The 14,796-nt window shown below is 61.1% G+C and carries 20 protein-coding genes; 13 read left to right on the top strand and 7 right to left on the bottom strand.

Features of this window, described 5'->3' with window-relative positions:
- Positions 1-175: 175 nt before the first annotated feature.
- Positions 176-1,210: a Fe(3+) ABC transporter substrate-binding protein gene (locus IB238_RS14280; RefSeq protein WP_192247955.1), complete on the bottom strand. Its 1,035-nt coding sequence runs from the start codon at positions 1,208-1,210 to the stop codon at positions 176-178.
- A 168-nt stretch (positions 1,211-1,378) separates the two neighbouring features.
- Here IB238_RS14280 and rirA point away from each other — a divergent pair, with 168 nt between their 5' ends.
- On the top strand, positions 1,379-1,843 hold the full coding sequence (rirA, locus tag IB238_RS14275) for an iron-responsive transcriptional regulator RirA (protein ID WP_192247952.1): 465 nt from the start codon (positions 1,379-1,381) through the stop codon (positions 1,841-1,843).
- A gap of 139 nt (positions 1,844-1,982) precedes the next feature.
- Here rirA and IB238_RS14270 read toward each other — a convergent pair whose 3' ends face one another.
- Together IB238_RS14270 and IB238_RS14265 are read right to left on the bottom strand one after the other, a co-directional pair.
- A complete protein-coding gene (locus tag IB238_RS14270) occupies positions 1,983-2,390 on the bottom strand; it encodes a hypothetical protein (protein WP_192247949.1) in 408 nt (135 codons plus the stop codon).
- A gap of 173 nt (positions 2,391-2,563) precedes the next feature.
- Positions 2,564-3,193, bottom strand: coding sequence for a LuxR family transcriptional regulator (locus tag IB238_RS14265; RefSeq protein ID WP_246723698.1), 630 nt, complete (start codon positions 3,191-3,193; stop codon positions 2,564-2,566).
- A 588-nt stretch (positions 3,194-3,781) separates the two neighbouring features.
- Here IB238_RS14265 and IB238_RS14260 point away from each other — a divergent pair.
- The 7 genes from IB238_RS14260 (at position 3,782) to IB238_RS14230 (ending at position 10,465) form a co-directional block, all read left to right on the top strand.
- Positions 3,782-5,377 carry an ABC transporter substrate-binding protein gene (locus tag IB238_RS14260; RefSeq protein WP_192247943.1) on the top strand — a complete coding sequence of 532 codons (1,596 nt, stop codon included), beginning with the start codon at positions 3,782-3,784 and terminating at the stop codon, positions 5,375-5,377.
- 96 nt (positions 5,378-5,473) lie between these two features.
- Complete coding sequence (locus IB238_RS14255; protein WP_192247940.1) at positions 5,474-6,478, top strand: ABC transporter permease subunit; 1,005 nt, start codon at positions 5,474-5,476, stop codon at positions 6,476-6,478.
- 11 nt (positions 6,479-6,489) lie between these two features.
- The gene (locus IB238_RS14250) at positions 6,490-7,413 is read left to right on the top strand and encodes an ABC transporter permease subunit (RefSeq protein WP_192247937.1); all 924 of its coding nucleotides are present in this window, start codon (positions 6,490-6,492) and stop codon (positions 7,411-7,413) included.
- A 5-nt stretch (positions 7,414-7,418) separates the two neighbouring features.
- Complete coding sequence (locus tag IB238_RS14245) at positions 7,419-8,432, top strand: ABC transporter ATP-binding protein (RefSeq protein ID WP_192247934.1); 1,014 nt, start codon at positions 7,419-7,421, stop codon at positions 8,430-8,432.
- Positions 8,432-9,382, top strand: coding sequence for a peptide ABC transporter ATP-binding protein (locus IB238_RS14240; RefSeq protein WP_192247931.1), 951 nt, complete (start codon positions 8,432-8,434; stop codon positions 9,380-9,382). Before IB238_RS14245 ends, IB238_RS14240 begins: the two co-directional genes overlap by 1 nt.
- 3 nt (positions 9,383-9,385) lie before the next feature.
- Positions 9,386-9,934 (top strand): gluconokinase, encoded by a 549-nt coding sequence (locus tag IB238_RS14235; protein ID WP_246723670.1) that lies wholly within the window; start codon positions 9,386-9,388, stop codon positions 9,932-9,934.
- A gap of 183 nt (positions 9,935-10,117) precedes the next feature.
- Positions 10,118-10,465 carry a RidA family protein gene (locus tag IB238_RS14230; protein WP_192247928.1) on the top strand — a complete coding sequence of 116 codons (348 nt, stop codon included), beginning with the start codon at positions 10,118-10,120 and terminating at the stop codon, positions 10,463-10,465.
- A 64-nt stretch (positions 10,466-10,529) separates the two neighbouring features.
- Here the strand turns inward: IB238_RS14230 and IB238_RS14225 are convergent, their stop codons facing one another.
- The gene (locus tag IB238_RS14225) at positions 10,530-11,333 is read right to left on the bottom strand and encodes a response regulator (protein WP_192247926.1); all 804 of its coding nucleotides are present in this window, start codon (positions 11,331-11,333) and stop codon (positions 10,530-10,532) included.
- Positions 11,334-11,481: 148 nt separating this feature from the next.
- Here IB238_RS14225 and IB238_RS14220 point away from each other — a divergent pair, with 148 nt between their 5' ends.
- Positions 11,482-11,658: a NepR family anti-sigma factor gene (locus IB238_RS14220; RefSeq protein ID WP_192247924.1), complete on the top strand. Its 177-nt coding sequence runs from the start codon at positions 11,482-11,484 to the stop codon at positions 11,656-11,658.
- A 76-nt stretch (positions 11,659-11,734) separates the two neighbouring features.
- Here IB238_RS14220 and IB238_RS14215 read toward each other — a convergent pair whose 3' ends face one another.
- Together IB238_RS14215 and IB238_RS14210 are read right to left on the bottom strand one after the other, a co-directional pair.
- Positions 11,735-11,995, bottom strand: a complete 261-nt coding sequence (locus IB238_RS14215; protein ID WP_192247922.1) for a glycine zipper domain-containing protein — start codon at positions 11,993-11,995, stop codon at positions 11,735-11,737.
- A 21-nt stretch (positions 11,996-12,016) separates the two neighbouring features.
- The gene (locus IB238_RS14210; protein ID WP_192247920.1) at positions 12,017-12,172 is read right to left on the bottom strand and encodes a DUF3309 family protein; all 156 of its coding nucleotides are present in this window, start codon (positions 12,170-12,172) and stop codon (positions 12,017-12,019) included.
- Between the two features lie 170 nt (positions 12,173-12,342).
- Here IB238_RS14210 and IB238_RS14205 point away from each other — a divergent pair, with 170 nt between their 5' ends.
- Positions 12,343-12,540 carry a CsbD family protein gene (locus IB238_RS14205; RefSeq protein ID WP_192247918.1) on the top strand — a complete coding sequence of 66 codons (198 nt, stop codon included), beginning with the start codon at positions 12,343-12,345 and terminating at the stop codon, positions 12,538-12,540.
- 141 nt (positions 12,541-12,681) lie between these two features.
- Positions 12,682-12,846 carry a DUF1328 domain-containing protein gene (locus tag IB238_RS14200; RefSeq protein WP_192247916.1) on the top strand — a complete coding sequence of 55 codons (165 nt, stop codon included), beginning with the start codon at positions 12,682-12,684 and terminating at the stop codon, positions 12,844-12,846.
- A gap of 42 nt (positions 12,847-12,888) precedes the next feature.
- Here the strand turns inward: IB238_RS14200 and phnF are convergent, their stop codons facing one another.
- Positions 12,889-13,620, bottom strand: a complete 732-nt coding sequence (phnF, locus tag IB238_RS14195; RefSeq protein ID WP_192247913.1) for a phosphonate metabolism transcriptional regulator PhnF — start codon at positions 13,618-13,620, stop codon at positions 12,889-12,891.
- Positions 13,621-13,715: 95 nt separating this feature from the next.
- On the opposite strand from phnF, the gene phnG reads away from it, so the two are divergent.
- Both phnG and phnH read left to right on the top strand, forming a co-directional pair.
- Entirely contained in the window at positions 13,716-14,189 is a 474-nt protein-coding gene (gene phnG, locus IB238_RS14190; RefSeq protein WP_192247910.1) for a phosphonate C-P lyase system protein PhnG, read from the top strand.
- Complete coding sequence (gene phnH, locus IB238_RS14185) at positions 14,186-14,794, top strand: phosphonate C-P lyase system protein PhnH (RefSeq protein WP_192249629.1); 609 nt, start codon at positions 14,186-14,188, stop codon at positions 14,792-14,794. The genes phnG and phnH overlap by 4 nt, the downstream gene beginning before the upstream one ends.
- Positions 14,795-14,796 lie beyond the last annotated feature (2 nt).

Here is a 14,796-nt window from a genome sequence, read left to right as displayed (position 1 = left end):
CTCAGAAAAAATTAGAAAGGGCCCCGCAAGGGGCCCTTTTTCGTTATGCCGAACTTTCCGCCGGGGCGGGAGCTGCATGGTCACAAAGAAAACCCGCCAGCATCTGGCGGGGTTGGTAATTGGGTAAGCAACTACCTACAGGCTCGCGCTGCGATGGCGCGAAGCCGAGCGCGGATCAGTTCGTCGGTCCGTCGTTATAGCCGACCTTGTCGACCAGCTCGGAGGCCTTCTTGCGGTTGGCGGCGATGTCGGCGAGCGGAAGCGCGTCCGGCTTGATCGAGCCGAATGACTTCACGACGTCGGAGGGCTCCTTGCCCGGCATAACAGGATATTCGAATACCTGCTCGGCATAGATTTCCTGGGCTTCGCCGGAAGCCAGGAAGTCGATCAGCTTCTGGGCGTTGTCCTTGTTCGGCGCATGCTTGGCCATTGCCACGCCGGAAACGTTGACGTGCGTGCCGCGGTCCGCGGCATTCGGGAACAGCACCTTGATCGAGTTGGCCCATTCCTTCTGTGCCGGCTCCTTCTCGTTCGTCAGCATCAGGCCGACATAGTAGGAGTTGCCGAGCGCCAGGTCGCATTCGCCGGCGAAGATCGCCTTTGCCTGATCACGGTCGCCGCCATCGGGCTTGCGGGCGAGGTTGTTTTTCAGGCCAGTCAGCCACTTTTCGGTCTCGGCCTCGCCATGGTGGGCGATCATCGAGGCGAAGAGGCCGATGTTGTAGGAGTGCTGGCCGTCGCGGGTGCAGATCTTGCCCTTCCACTTCGGGTCAGCCAGTTCCTCGTAGGTGATGTCGTTCTGGGCGACCCGATCCTTCGAGGCATACACAACGCGCCCACGTGTGGTGAGCCCAACCCATGCTCCGTCCGGATCGCGATACTGCGCAGGGATGTCGGTGTCGACCACTGTGCTCTTGATCGGCTGGGTGATGCCGGCGTCCTTGGCTTCCGTGAGGCGGCTGATGTCGACGGTCAGGATGACGTCGGCGGGGGAGTTCTCGCCTTCTGCCTGGATGCGCTCGACGAGGCCCTTGTCAAGAAACAGGACATTGGTCGCGATGCCGGTCTCGGCCTTGAAGCGATCGAGAAGCGGCTGGATCAGGTCTGGCTGGCGATAGGAATAGATGTTGACCTCGCCGTCCGCCAGTGCGGGAACTGCGGTGCTTGCGGCAAGCGACAATGCGAGTGCGAGCTTTTTGAGATGGGCCAAGGGTTTGCCTCCTTATTCTTAACTCTGCGGCTCATCTTTTAAGGCAGCTTTTCGGACAGTCAACTGGCATGTTGCATATAACATGAATGTGATTTTCCGCTTTTTGGAATTGTTCCAAACTTTGATCCGGCCTATATGTAGGCCACCAGATCGGATTCGGAGCCAGAGATGCGCCTGACGAAACAGACGAACTATGCCGTGCGGCTGTTGATGTACTGTGCGGCAAACGGTGAGAAGCTGAGCCGTGTCCCGGAAATTGCCAAGGCCTACGGGGTGTCGGAACTCTTTCTTTTCAAGATCCTGCAGCCTCTGACGCGTGCAGGCCTTGTCGAGACGGTGCGTGGTCGCAATGGCGGCGTGCGGCTTCCTAAGCCCGCTTCCGACATCACGCTCTTCGATGTCGTGCGTGTGACCGAAGATTCCTTTTCGATGGCAGAGTGCTTCGAGGCGGGGGAAATCGAATGTCCGCTCGTGGACAGCTGTGGCCTCAATGCAGCCTTGCGCAAGGCACTCAACGCCTTTTTCGAGGTCCTTCAGCAGTACACGATCGACGATCTCGTCAAGGCCCGCCCGCAGATCAGCTTCTTGCTTGGGATCGACGAGGCGCGCGGCCAACGCCAACCGGCGGCCTGAACCGATCAGTGCCGGAAACCTGCCGCTTTGTCTAGAATGCCGGGGTAGCGTTCTTGCGGGTAGACGCGGGGTGCTGCGAGACGTCGAATCCTTTCTATAGCCACAATCGCGGGCGCCTTTGCAAACGCCGTAAGGCCGGCTATCTGCCTGTTCCTGTATCCCTGTCGATGAATTCCTGAATGATGAAGCCGATTGCGGTTGGATCCAACTCGGTCTTGTCTATGCGGAAGTCGACACCGTAGTCGTCGATCGTCTGGAAATAGGCGTCCGAGATCGAGGAAGAGATCACGCCGATCGGCCCGATGTAGCCGTTCTGGCGCAGTTCGGGCACCGTCTCCCGAAAATCGGCCTGCGGGTGAAGGCGGTTGTCCATAAGGATCATGTCGAGCCGTGGTTCGCCGCTGCGGATGAACTCGAGGGCGGCTTCGACGGTTTCAACATAGTGCAACTTGATCGCGACGTTGGCCACCTTGCGCATCAGTGCCCGCATGATCACGTTTTCGGCGGGATCGTCGTCAACAAGCAGAATATTCACTGTGACGGTCATGGCGATCTCAGGCTGATCTTGGAACCAAGAATGTATCGAGTGGATGTTGCATAACGCTTCGACGGCTGGCGTCTTGTCCGGTCTCACTCTGGTTCAGGCGGTAGTGCTTCACAACCCCTCTGGTTGCGAATATGCCAGTTAACGCAACGTTAACCAAGGAAATCGACAGCGCCTTACATGATGATCTGTTCGCGGATCGCCTTTGCCACCATTTGCGTGCGATTGACCACGTCGAGTTTCTTCAGGATCGTCGCGGTGTGCGAGTTTACGGTGTGCTCGGAAACGGAAACGATAAGGGCGATCTCGCTGGCCGTCTTGCCGTGGGATATCCACCGCAGGATCTCGGTCTCGCGAGGCGTCAAGCCCATCCCGGTCCTGATCGACAGTACAATCCGGTAAAAGCAATCGAAGACCGTGACTGACTCGTAGCAGAGTTCCATGTGCTGTTGGCGGCCGATGTCGTCGTTGTCGCCGAGAAAAAGCACTGCATAGCGTGCGCCCGTGGTTGCATGGACCGGCACACATGCCGCCAGGCCGAATCCGAGCTGGTCAAGCAGGTTGTTGCCGCCTTCCCCCTGTTCCGGGGCTCCGGAGCGCCACACGGTCGGGATCACTGAGCGATGCAAACTCCTGAACACATCCGAATCGCTGAAGCGGTGGCGTTTGTCGTAGGATTCGGCAAGCCCGGCGGGCAGGTCGTGCAGAATGAGTTTGCTGGAGAGATTGCTGCCCTCCTGTTCGGCGGCGAGCTGCAGCACGCCGAAATGCTCGAATCCGTAACGGAGGGCCGTGCCGTGAAACATCCGAAAGAAATCGACCCGATTGAGAGCCTTTCCCAAATCGCTTTCGAAATCGTACCGGCGATGATGCTGCGAAAGTGCGGCCACGTGGCCTCCCCAACCATCGAGCCATGCAGTGAGTCTAACGCTCCATGCGTCGCGAGCAAAGGGCAATTCCGCCACATTTTGGATGTGCCAGCGCTTTTTCCGTCGCCGGCATTGCTCAGCTCGATGGGAGGGGCAGGGCAGAAGCCGGAAGAGCTGCGCTCAACACGCGGTCGCCTTGCCGCCACAGGGCGCGGCGGAATGCAGCCCTTCCTGCCTCGGGGGCAACTGCCACAGATGAGAATGCCCGAGCTATCGTTCAACGTCGGGATTGACACCGCATTTGGCGCAAATGTGCGATTCGCGCGTCAGCGCGGCATTGGTGTGTAAAAAGTCAAAATAGGTCCTTAGAAGATGATTTTTCCCTACTGTTCTACATTTGGATAAATTTATTCGCGGACTTATTGCATTCCAGCGGCAAATATCGTTCCATCCGCGCAAGGCCGGGGCCTCAATGCACCCGTGTCCGGACATGAGAGAACAAAAAGCAAACCTGGGAAGCTCGCTATGAAAAAGCTGACTACTCTACTCGCGGCGACCGCACTCGCCTCCATGATGGCGACGGCCGCTTGGTCGAAGACCTTCGTGTATTGCTCGGAAGCGTCGCCGGAAGGCTTCGATCCCGGTCTCTACACGGGTGGTCAGACCTTCGACGCAGCTGCGCACACGGTCTACAACCGGCTGGTGGAATTCAAGCGCGGCAAGACGGAAGTCGAGCCGGCGCTGGCCGAGAGCTGGGACATTTCGGAAGACGGCACCGTCTACACCTTCAAGCTCCGTCCGGGCGTGAAGTTCCAGACGACCGACTACTTCACGCCGACGCGCGAACTGAACGCCGACGACGTGATCTTCTCCTTCGAGCGCCAGTACAAGGCTGACAACCCGTGGAACAAGTATGTTCCGGGTGCATCCTGGGAATACTTCGCCGGCATGGGCCTGCCCGATGTCATCGAAAAGATCGAGAAGGTCGACGACCTGACGGTCAAGATCACGCTGAAGCGTCCGGAAGCGCCGCTGCTGGCCAACCTCGGTATGCCCTTCATCTCGATCGTGTCGAAGGAATATGCCGACAAGCTTCAGGCTGAAGGCAAGATGGAACTGATGAACCAGCAGCCGCTCGGCACCGGTCCCTTCACCTTCGTCGCCTACCAGCCGGATGCCGCGATCCGCTACAAGGCAAACCCGGACTATTGGGGCGACAAGCAGAAGATCGACGACCTCGTTTTCGCGATCACCACGGACGCCGCTGTTCGCGCCCAGAAGCTGAAGGCCGGCGAATGCCACCTGATGTCCTATCCGAACGCAGCTGACGTCGCCGAACTGAAGGCCGATCCGAACCTGCACATCTCCGAGCAGGCCGGCCTGAACGTCGCCTACCTCGCCTACAACACGCTCGTTCCGCCGTTCGACAAGGTGGAGGTCCGCAAGGCCCTCAACATGGCGATCAACCGGCAGGCCATCGTCGACGCGGTCTTCCAGGGCGCGGCAACCGTCGCCAAGAACCCGATCCCGCCGACCATGTGGTCGTATAACGACGCCGTCGTAGACGACAAGTACGATCCGGAAGCGGCCAAGAAGATGCTTGAGGACGCCGGTGTTTCGGGCCTCAAGATGAAGATCTGGGCTATGCCCGTCGCGCGTCCGTACATGCTGAACGCCCGCCGTGCAGCAGAACTGATGCAGGCTGACCTCGCCAAGATCGGCGTCGAGGTCGAGATCGTCTCCTACGAGTGGGCCGAGTACTTGAAGCTCTCCTCCGCCAAGGACCGCGACGGTGCGGCCATCCTCGGCTGGACGGGTGACAACGGCGACCCGGACAACTTCCTCGACACACTGCTCGGCTGCGATGCCGTGGGCGGCAACAACCGCGCGCAGTGGTGCAACAAGGAGTTTGACGACCTGATGACGAAGGCGAAGGCAACCGCCGACGTTGCCGAGCGCACGAAGCTCTATGAAGAGGCCCAGGTCATCTTCAAGCGCGAGGCGCCCTGGAACACGCTGGACCACTCGCTTGCCGTCGTTCCGATGAGCAAGAAGGTTTCGGGCTTCGTCCAGTCGCCGCTTGGCGACTTCATCTTCGACGGCGTAGACATCGCCGAGTAATATCGGTTACGAGAACGCTACGCCGCAAAGAGCGTGCAATGGCCGGCGGTCCGAAGACATTCGGGCCGCCGGTTTTCCAATAAGGGATTGGCTCCCATGCTACGTTTTATTCTCGGCCGCCTGGCCGTCCTGATACCCACCTTCATCGGGGTATCGCTCATCGCCTTCTCATTCATCCGGCTTCTTCCCGGCGATCCGGTCATGCTGATGTCCGGCGAGCGCGTGATGTCGCCCGAACGCCACGCCGAACTGATGAACCAGCTCGGCCTCGACCGTCCGATGTACATCCAGTACTTCGACTATCTGGGCGGGCTGCTCACCGGCGATTTCGGCAGCTCGATCGTCACCAAGCGCCCGGTTCTGGAAGACTTCCTGCAGCTGTTCCCGGCAACGCTCGAGCTGTCGCTCTGCGCGATCATCCTCGCGGTCTGTCTCGGTATCCCGGCCGGGGTGCTGGCGGCAGTCAAGCGCGGCTCCTGGCTCGACCAGACCATCATGGGCGGTGCCCTCGTCGGCTATTCGATGCCGATCTTCTGGTGGGGCCTGCTGCTCATCATCTTCTTTTCCGGTTACCTTGGCTGGACGCCCGTCTCGGGCCGCATCTCGCTGATGTACTTCTTCCCCCCCGTCACCGGATTCATGCTGATCGACAGCCTGCTGTCGGGACAGGCCGGCGCCTTCAAGTCGGCCGTGACCTATCTGATCCTGCCGACCATCGTTCTCGCGACCATTCCGCTTGCCGTCATCGCGCGTCAGACCCGTTCGGCGATGCTTGAGGTGCTGGGCGAGGACTATGTCCGCACGGCGCGTTCCAAGGGCATGTCGCCGTTCCGGATAGTCGGGGTGCATGCGCTACGCAACGCGATGATCCCGGTCATCACGACGATCGGCCTTCAGGTCGGTGTGCTGCTTGCGGGCGCAATCCTGACCGAGACGATCTTCTCATGGCCGGGCATCGGCAAGTGGATGGTCGATTCCGTCTTCAAGCGTGACTACGCTGTGGTACAGGGCGGGCTTATGCTGATTGCCGGCGTGATCATGCTCGTCAACCTGCTCGTCGACCTCACCTACGGGTTCATTAACCCGCGTATCCGGCACTAGGAGGTGGCGCAATGACTGCAATTGATACTAAGGCCGCCGAGCCCAAGGCCGTGGAAGCCAAAGCCACCGCACACCCGTCCGCGCTGTCGGAGTTCTGGTTCTACTTCTCCCGCAACAAGGGCGCTGTGATCGGCCTTGTCATCTTTCTGGTGATCCTGTTTGTGGCGATCTTCGCGCCGTTCGTGGCGCCGCACAGCCCGAGCGCCCAGAACCGCGAACTCCTGCTCCTGCCGCCGGCATGGCAACAGGGCGGCAGTTGGGCGCATGTGCTCGGCACGGATGCTGTCGGCCGCGACATCCTCTCGCGCCTGATTTACGGCGCGCGGTTCTCGCTCTTCATCGGTCTCGTCGTCGTGACGCTGTCGGTGATCTCGGGCGTGCTGATCGGTCTGGTCGCGGGCTATTTCCGCGGCAAGGTCGATACCTTCATCATGCGCATTATGGACATCATCCTGGCGTTCCCGTCGCTGCTGCTGGCACTCGTGCTCGTGGCTGTTCTCGGGCCAGGTCTGGTCAACGCCATGATCGCGATCTCGCTCGTCAACCAGCCGCATTTCGTCCGCCTGACGCGGGCGTCCGTGATGACGGAACGAACGAAGGACTATGTGGTCGGATCCCAGGTCGCCGGCGCCGGTACGCTGCGTTTGATGTTCAAGACGATCCTGCCGAACTGTCTGGCGCCGTTGATCGTTCAGGCAACGCTTGCCTTCTCGGCCGCGATCCTGGACGCTGCTGCGCTCGGCTTCCTCGGCATGGGCGCTCAGCCGCCGACACCTGAGTGGGGCACGATGCTCGCTGAAGCGCGTGAGTTCATCCAGCGCGCCTGGTGGGTCGTGACCTTCCCCGGCCTTGCCATCCTCATCACCGTGCTTGCCATCAACCTGATGGGTGACGGCCTGCGCGATGCCCTCGACCCCAAGCTGAAGAGGTCGTGATCGCGATGCCCCTTCTCGAAATCAAAAACCTCACCGTCGAGTTCGAGACGTCATCCGGCCTGTTTAGGGCCGTGGACGGCGTCTCGCTCTCCTGCGACAAGGGTGAAATCCTCTCGATCGTTGGCGAGTCCGGTTCGGGCAAGTCCGTTTCCATGCTGGCCGTCATGGGACTTCTGCCGTGGACGGCGAAGATCACCGCCGACCGCATGGCCTTCGACGGCAAGGACTTGCTGAAAATGTCGGCCCGCGAGCGGCGCAAGATCATCGGCAAGGATATCGCGATGATCTTCCAGGAGCCGATGTCGAGCCTCAATCCGTGCTTTACGGTCGGCTTTCAGCTTGGCGAGACGCTCCGCATCCACATGGGTCTCAACCGGGCCGAGCGGCGCCAGCGGTCTATCGAGCTTTTGCGTCTCGTGGGTATTCCGGCACCGGAAGACCGGCTGTCGAACTTCCCGCACCAGATGTCGGGTGGCATGAGCCAGCGCGTGATGATCGCCATGGCGCTTGCCTGCAATCCGAAACTGCTCATCGCCGACGAGCCGACAACAGCGCTGGACGTGACGATCCAGGCGCAGATCCTCGATCTGCTCGTTCGCCTGCAGAAGGAGAACGACATGGCGCTGGTGCTGATCACGCACGACATGGGCGTGGTTGCGGAAACCGCCGAGCGCGTACAGGTGCAATATGCAGGCCAGAAGGTGGAGGAGCAGCCGGTCACGGAGCTCTTTCGCGACCCGCACCATCCCTATACGGCGGCACTTCTGTCCTCGCTGCCGGAGCGCGCCACCGTCGGCGGTCGTCTGCCGTCGATCCCAGGCGTGGTCCCCGGCCAGCATGACCGTCCGACCGGCTGCCTCTTCTCTCCACGCTGTACGTTTGCGACGGACCAGTGCCGCAAGTCGGTGACGCTGCAATCGCCGGCATTAGGCAATGCGCTGTGCAACTACCCGCTCGTGGGCGGTGTCCCGCAGAATCACCCCGGCAAGACTGCCGAACTGGCCGAGGAGCGTGCCTGATGAGCCAGCCTGTTCTCCAGGGAAAGGATCTTTCCCGCTTCTATTCCGTCAAGCGCGGCATGTTCAAACCGGAAGCGACGGTCAAGGCGCTCAACGGCGTTACCTTCGAGCTGCACTCCGGCAAGACGCTCGCGGTGGTCGGTGAATCCGGCTGCGGCAAGTCCACGCTCGCCCGCCTCGTCACCATGATCGAGGACCCGACTGCCGGTACGCTGCTCATCGACGGCAAGCCGGCGCATGTCGGCGACAAGTCGCTGCGCAGCCTTGTGCAGATCGTCTTCCAGAACCCCTACGGCTCGCTGAACCCGCGCCAGAAGGTCGGGACGATTCTCGAGGAGCCCCTTGTCATCAACACCAAGGACGACGCGGCCACACGGCGTCGCAAGGTCGAGGAGATGATGACCAAGGTGGGCCTGCGGCCCGAGCACTATGACCGCTACCCGCACATGTTCTCCGGCGGCCAGCGGCAGCGCATCGCGATTGCGCGCGCGCTGATGCTGCGGCCGAAGGTGCTGGTGCTGGATGAGCCGGTCTCGGCGCTCGATCTTTCGATCCAGGCGCAGGTGCTGAACCTCCTGATGGACCTGCAGAAGGAGATGGGGCTTGCCTATCTCTTCATCTCGCACGGTCTGTCCGTCGTACGCCACATCGCTGATGACGTGATGGTCATGTATTTGGGCCGTCCGGTTGAGACTGGAAAGGCCGAGAGTGTCTTCGCTCATCCGAAGCATCCCTATACGGCAGCACTCCTGTCGGCCACGCCGGTTGCCGACCCGGAAGGCAAGCGCGAGCGCATCCAGTTGCAGGGCGAGCTTCCCTCGCCGCTGAAGCCGCCGATGGGCTGCCCGTTCAACCCGCGTTGCTGGCGGGCGACGGACGAGTGCCGACAGACGATGCCGCCGGTCGAAGGCGATGCAACCCACAGCCACGCCTGCTACCATCCGCTCTAAGCGATGACGGCGGGCGGCGAACATCTGAGCGACGCGGCGGAAACGCCGGGTCGCTTGATCGTCGTCATGGGCGTCAGCGGCTCGGGGAAGACATCCGTCGCCGAAGCCCTGGCGCAGCGGCTATCGCTGCCCTTCCTTGAAGGCGACCAACTGCATCCGCCCGCAAATGTCGAGAAGATGTCGAAAGGTGTTCCTCTCACCGACACGGACCGTTGGCCGTGGCTCGATCGAATAGGGGACCGCCTTCACGCGGCATCCGCAGCCGGGGAGGGGATCGTCGTGTCCTGCTCGGCGCTCAAACGCGCCTACCGCAACCGGCTTCGGGCTGCTGCCGGCGACAATCTCAGTTTTCTGTTTCTTGACGGCAGCCGCGACCTGCTGCTCGCACGCATGCAGGCGCGGCGGAACCATTTCATGCCGGCGAGCCTCCTCGACAGCCAGTTCGCGACACTGGAAGACCCGACAGGCGAGCGGGGCGTGGTGACGGTCAGCATCGACGCGCCTCTCGAAACCATCGTCGAGAACGGCATCAGGAAACTTTCCCTAGCCTAGCGTGCCTGAAAGAGTGCGGTGTGTCGCTCGGATGAGCAACCCTTTCACAATCCGCACTGGCAAAGCGATCGGCGCAATCGTATAGACCATTCGCCGCACCAGATGCCCGCTGGCGGGTGGTTGCTGCGTCCGTGATGGACGCCGGCCACAGGGCTTGATCGACAAAACGACAGGAATGCACCCATGACCATTACTCGCTTTGAAACCGGCGCGCGCATGAGCCAGGCCGTCATCCACAACGGCACCGTCTATCTCGCTGGTCAGGTCGGCGAAGCCGGCGCCGACGTCGCCACCCAGACGAAGCAGGTGCTGGCCGAGATCGATCGTCTTCTGGCGCTGGCTGGTACCGACAAGACCCGGATCCTCTCCGCCCAGATCTGGATGGCCGACATGGCCGACTTCCAGAAGATGAACGCTGTCTGGGACGCTTGGGTCGCCCCCGGTCATGCTCCTGCGCGCGCAACCGGCGAATCCAAGCTGGCGACCTCGGAATATCTCGTCGAGATCATCGTCACGGCCGCAGTAGCCTGAAACTGACGCTGTCAAAAAAAGGCGGGCCTGCCAGGCAGGCCCGCTTTGATGTGCTGTCGGGTGGTCAGGCGCTCTTTGCCAGCCGCGCGTGCTCATCGAAAAAGAGCGCCTGGCTGATCAGCGCCTTCACCATGTCCGGGTTGAATGGTTTCGTGACGAGGAAGGCCGGTTCCGGTCGTTCGCCGGTCAACAACCGCTCCGGAAATGCCGTGATGAAGATCACCGGGATGCTGCTGCTCTTCAGCATGTCGTTGACCGCATCGATACCCGAGCTGCCATCGGCAAGCTGGATATCGGCCAGCACCATGCCCGGCGGTGAACGGCGAAAGTGCTCAATCGCCTCACCGTGCGTTCTGGCGATGCCGGTCACGCGATGGCCAAGCTCCGTCACCATGTTCTCGATGTCCATCGCGATGAGCGGCTCGTCCTCGATGATGAGGATATCTGTGGCGACCTGCTGCGAAATTTCGCTGGCGGCCTGACCCAGTAGCCCGTTCACCCTGTCCTCGGAAACATCAAGAATGTCGGCACATTCGGCGACCTCGAAGCCCTCCACGGCGCATAGCAGGAACGCCTTGCGGGCGAGCGGCGCGACGTGGGCAAGATTGGCAGCGGCCTGCCGTTCCCAACCGAAGGGCGACTGCGGCGGCTGAGGTATGGAAACGTGGAGATTGTCGAACAGCGAGCAATAGAGCCGAAAGATGCTGATTCGGTCGTCGGGGCGCTCCGGATAAAGCGCGATGTTGTCGATCAGCGCCTCGAGCATCGCTGCCACATATGCGTCGCCGGAGGTTTGGGACCCTGTCACCGCGCGCGAAAATCTTCGCAGCAAGGGCAGGTGAGGTGCAATTCGGGTGGATAGCGGCATGGACTTCTCCCTGAATAAGTTCCGAAACCGGTTCGTTTGCTGTAAAATTAAGCAAACGAAACGACTTTGGTGCGAATTCGAATCCCATTGAATAGGCGGCTTTTGGGGCGAAACGAGGAAAGCGTCTTGGCGGCAAGGAGCATATTGCATGAGCAAGCCGGCTGTCAGTGGCCGCAAGCAGGGGGGTGCGCTGGATCCGAACAGCGTGGTCGGCCGTAGGCTCAAGTCCTTCTACGATGCGATCGAAGCAGAACCCCTTCCGGATGCACTGCTCGACCTTCTCGAAAGGCTGGACGAGGCGGAGCGCAATGCGAAGGCGCCATAAGGTGCCATAAACGCCTAGCAAACACGACGAAGAGAAGCGGGCTGGCGGCCCGCTTCTCTCGTTAATCCCGATGGCTCTAGCGGCAGGGTGCTTCATAGCGACGCCCATAGCGGTCGCGATAAATGCACCGACCCGGCTCGTTTGCATTGCCGATCAGGGCGCCTATGGCACCGCCGGCAACTGCACCGACCGCCGCACCGCCGACCTTGTTGGTCACGGCACCACCGATGATGGCACCGGATGCTGCGCCGATCGCCGCGCCTTTTTCGGTCTGAGTGCATGCCGTGGCCAAGACCGCCGAGAGCGCGAGTGCCGCCGCAACAATCAACTTCTTCATTTCTGTTTTCCTTTCAAAAGGTCAGATGCGTCCCATCAGGAGCAGAATAAGCAGAATGACAATGATAAGTCCAAGGCCGCCCGACGGCCCATATCCCCAACCGCGGCTATAGCCCCAATTTGGCAGGGCACCGATGAGGAGCAGGATCAGGATGATTAGCAGGATTGTGCTGAGCATCGTGCGTTCCCGAAAAAGGTTCAATTTCCGATTGGGTGAACGCGTTCGGATGCCTTTTGTTCCCATTGGCAATTGGTTGCTTGCAGATTGTCGCGGTCGCTTGCTCCACGGTCGGAACGATCTCGCATCGCAAGCGTTCCGCCTTCGCAATCCAAAGGAAAGGATACGCCATGAACTGGGATATTATCGAAGGCAAATGGACGGAGTACAAGGGCAAGGCCCAGGCACAATGGGGCAAGCTGACGGATGACGACCTCGATGTGATCAACGGTCGTCGGGTCGAACTCGCTGGAAAGATCCAGCAGCGCTACGGTGTCGCCAAGGACGAAGCCGAGCGGCAGATCGATGAATGGCAGCGCCGCCACTAACAGATTCGCCAACCAGCCAAGCGCCGCCGCATGCACGCGGCGGCGTTTTGTATTGTGCGGTAGCTTCGATCGAGAACTTCTCCGGGAACTTTCGAGGAAGCTCGCCGTTTTTTGTCACGATGGCAAAAGAGGAGTTTGACAATGCTTTACTACGCGCTTGTATTTCTCGTCATTGCGCTCATTGCCGGCGTGCTTGGCTTTGGCGGAATTGCCGGTGCATCGGCAGGCATCGCCCAGATCCTGTTCTTCGTGTTCCTGGTGCTGCTTGTTCTTTCACTGCTCTTTGGATGGTCGAGACGGGTTTGAGCAGGATGGCGGACCATCGGGGCGGCCAGAGGTGCCGCCCCTTCAAGTTTCGACAAAGAACTTCACTCGGTCCGCGGCGAATCGTGACCGCGAATACTGGATTGGCCGGCTGTCAGTATCGGCATTAATCGCCGTCGTGACGAGCAGGATTGCCCCCGGTGAAAGCTTTAGCAGCCTGAGATCGATGCCTTCCGCATGGAGGGCTGATATCTCGGTCGATTGGCGCACATAGTCGTGCACACCCAGTTCAGCGAGGGCCTTTGTGATGGATCCGGTCCGCGCGTAGATATCGCCGATCCCGGCGAAGCGATTGGCCGGAAAGAAGCTGGTGGCGGTCGAGATCGGCTTTCGGTCGGCCATTCCCACAGTCTCCAGCCGCACGCATTCGGCCCCGACAGCAAGCCCCAACGCCTTTGCAACAACCGGCGCGGCTGCCTCGATCGACTGCTCCACCAGCCGCCCCTCGAGCTCTTTCGCCTGGCCGCCGAGTCCTTGTGAAAAGCGGGTTCGCCTGGAGATGGGAAATGTGAGCCGGTCGCGCCGTTCGATCAATGTGCCAACGCCTTGCACGGCTCGGACCATTCCTTCATCTGAAAGTGAGGCAAGCGCGCTTCGTACCGTGTGGCGGTTGACCCCGAACTTCTTGGCGAGCGTTGTCTCCGATGGCATCATGCCGCTGTCGTCAAAATCACCATTGTTGATCGCAAGCCGCATCCGGTCGGCGATCTGCCGCCAAAGCGCCACGCCCGATCGGCGGTCGATCGTTTTACCCATCCCGTCACAGCCCTGTCACCTTGCTTCACTATGAGGGAAGCATAAGATGTATAGTTGTCTAGATCAATAGACAACAATGGAATGGAGACGAAGCAATGGCACCACTGCGAAAACAGCCAGCGCCCGGCCCGGAGCCGGTTGCGCGCAAGCGGGCGATGGACATCCTCGCCAAGGCGACGCGGGTCGAACTTGAGAGTGCCTGGGCTGCACTGGCGACCAAGCCTGTGGCAACGCCGGTGCGCGGCCCCGAGACCGGGCTCGTCATGGTGCGCGGCCGCATTGGCGGCGGCGGTGCGCCGTTCAACCTGGGGGAGGTTACGGCAACGCGCGCGAGTGTGCGCCTCGACGGTGGCGTTGTCGGGCATGGCCAGACGCTTGGGACCGACGGCGAAAAGGCGCGGCTGGCCGCCGTATTCGACGCGCTGCTGCAGGTGCCCGAGTATGCCCCCGTTGTCGAGCGCCTGCTGAGCGCGGTTTCCGCCCGCATCGAGGTCGATGACGCAAGGAAGGCGCGCGAGACGGCCGCCACCCGCGTCGATTTCTTCACCTTGGTTCGCGGAGACGACTGATGGCCGATACGCAGATCTTTTCAGGCAGTTTCGCTGCCCCGGTGTTCGCTGCCCAGGCGGTGTTCCGCACGGTGATGGACTGCATGGCGCGTCCGGGCACGATCGGCAGGATTTCAGCCGCCGCAAAGCCGCCGCAACCACTGTCGGGTGCCGCCGGTGCCGTCGCGTTGACACTCTGCGACCACGATACGCCGGTCTGGCTGACGCCGCAGCTTGGCAAGTCGAAGCTGCCCGGCTGGCTGTCGTTCCACACCGGTGCGACCGTCACGACGGAGAAGCAAGATGCCCGCTTCGCCTTCATCGAAAAAGGCGCCATCGTGCCGGGCTTTGGTGTGTTCTGCCAAGGAACGCAGGAGTATCCGGATCGCTCGACGACACTTGTGACCGAGATCGAGAGTTTTGAGGGAGGCAGACCGCTGGTCCTGACCGGTCCAGGTATTCGGGACGAGGTGCGGATTGCGCCGCAGGGTCTGCCGGAAACCTTCCTGTCGCTGGCGCAGGCAAATCGGGCGCTCTTTCCCCGCGGCGTCGACCTGATCCTTGTCGCGGGCGACGCGGTCGTCTGCCTGCCGCGCACCACAATTATTCGAAACGGAGAGGCTTGAGC

Source organism: Rhizobium sp. ARZ01 (genome assembly GCF_014851675.1).
In the GTDB taxonomy this organism is placed as follows: Bacteria; Pseudomonadota; Alphaproteobacteria; order Rhizobiales; family Rhizobiaceae; genus Mycoplana.
The sequence above is the reverse complement of the archived record's forward strand: the minus strand, read 5'-3'. Positions and strand labels throughout refer to the sequence as shown.

Bases quoted from the DNA above. Each gene is read 5' to 3' on its own strand.
- rirA (WP_192247952.1), top strand. From the start codon at position 1,379: ATGCGCCTGACGAAACAGACGAACTATGCCGTGCGGCTGTTGATGTAC.
- IB238_RS14270 (WP_192247949.1), bottom strand. From the start codon at position 2,390: ATGACCGTCACAGTGAATATTCTGCTTGTTGACGACGATCCCGCCGAA.
- IB238_RS14265 (WP_246723698.1), bottom strand. From the start codon at position 3,193: ATGTTTCACGGCACGGCCCTCCGTTACGGATTCGAGCATTTCGGCGTG.
- IB238_RS14260 (WP_192247943.1), top strand. From the start codon at position 3,782: ATGAAAAAGCTGACTACTCTACTCGCGGCGACCGCACTCGCCTCCATG.
- IB238_RS14255 (WP_192247940.1), top strand. From the start codon at position 5,474: ATGCTACGTTTTATTCTCGGCCGCCTGGCCGTCCTGATACCCACCTTC.
- IB238_RS14250 (WP_192247937.1), top strand. From the start codon at position 6,490: ATGACTGCAATTGATACTAAGGCCGCCGAGCCCAAGGCCGTGGAAGCC.
- IB238_RS14245 (WP_192247934.1), top strand. From the start codon at position 7,419: ATGCCCCTTCTCGAAATCAAAAACCTCACCGTCGAGTTCGAGACGTCA.
- IB238_RS14240 (WP_192247931.1), top strand. From the start codon at position 8,432: ATGAGCCAGCCTGTTCTCCAGGGAAAGGATCTTTCCCGCTTCTATTCC.
- IB238_RS14235 (WP_246723670.1), top strand. From the start codon at position 9,386: ATGACGGCGGGCGGCGAACATCTGAGCGACGCGGCGGAAACGCCGGGT.
- IB238_RS14230 (WP_192247928.1), top strand. From the start codon at position 10,118: ATGACCATTACTCGCTTTGAAACCGGCGCGCGCATGAGCCAGGCCGTC.
- IB238_RS14225 (WP_192247926.1), bottom strand. From the start codon at position 11,333: ATGCCGCTATCCACCCGAATTGCACCTCACCTGCCCTTGCTGCGAAGA.
- IB238_RS14220 (WP_192247924.1), top strand. From the start codon at position 11,482: ATGAGCAAGCCGGCTGTCAGTGGCCGCAAGCAGGGGGGTGCGCTGGAT.
- IB238_RS14215 (WP_192247922.1), bottom strand. From the start codon at position 11,995: ATGAAGAAGTTGATTGTTGCGGCGGCACTCGCGCTCTCGGCGGTCTTG.
- IB238_RS14210 (WP_192247920.1), bottom strand. From the start codon at position 12,172: ATGCTCAGCACAATCCTGCTAATCATCCTGATCCTGCTCCTCATCGGT.
- IB238_RS14205 (WP_192247918.1), top strand. From the start codon at position 12,343: ATGAACTGGGATATTATCGAAGGCAAATGGACGGAGTACAAGGGCAAG.
- IB238_RS14200 (WP_192247916.1), top strand. From the start codon at position 12,682: ATGCTTTACTACGCGCTTGTATTTCTCGTCATTGCGCTCATTGCCGGC.
- phnF (WP_192247913.1), bottom strand. From the start codon at position 13,620: ATGGGTAAAACGATCGACCGCCGATCGGGCGTGGCGCTTTGGCGGCAG.
- phnG (WP_192247910.1), top strand. From the start codon at position 13,716: ATGGCACCACTGCGAAAACAGCCAGCGCCCGGCCCGGAGCCGGTTGCG.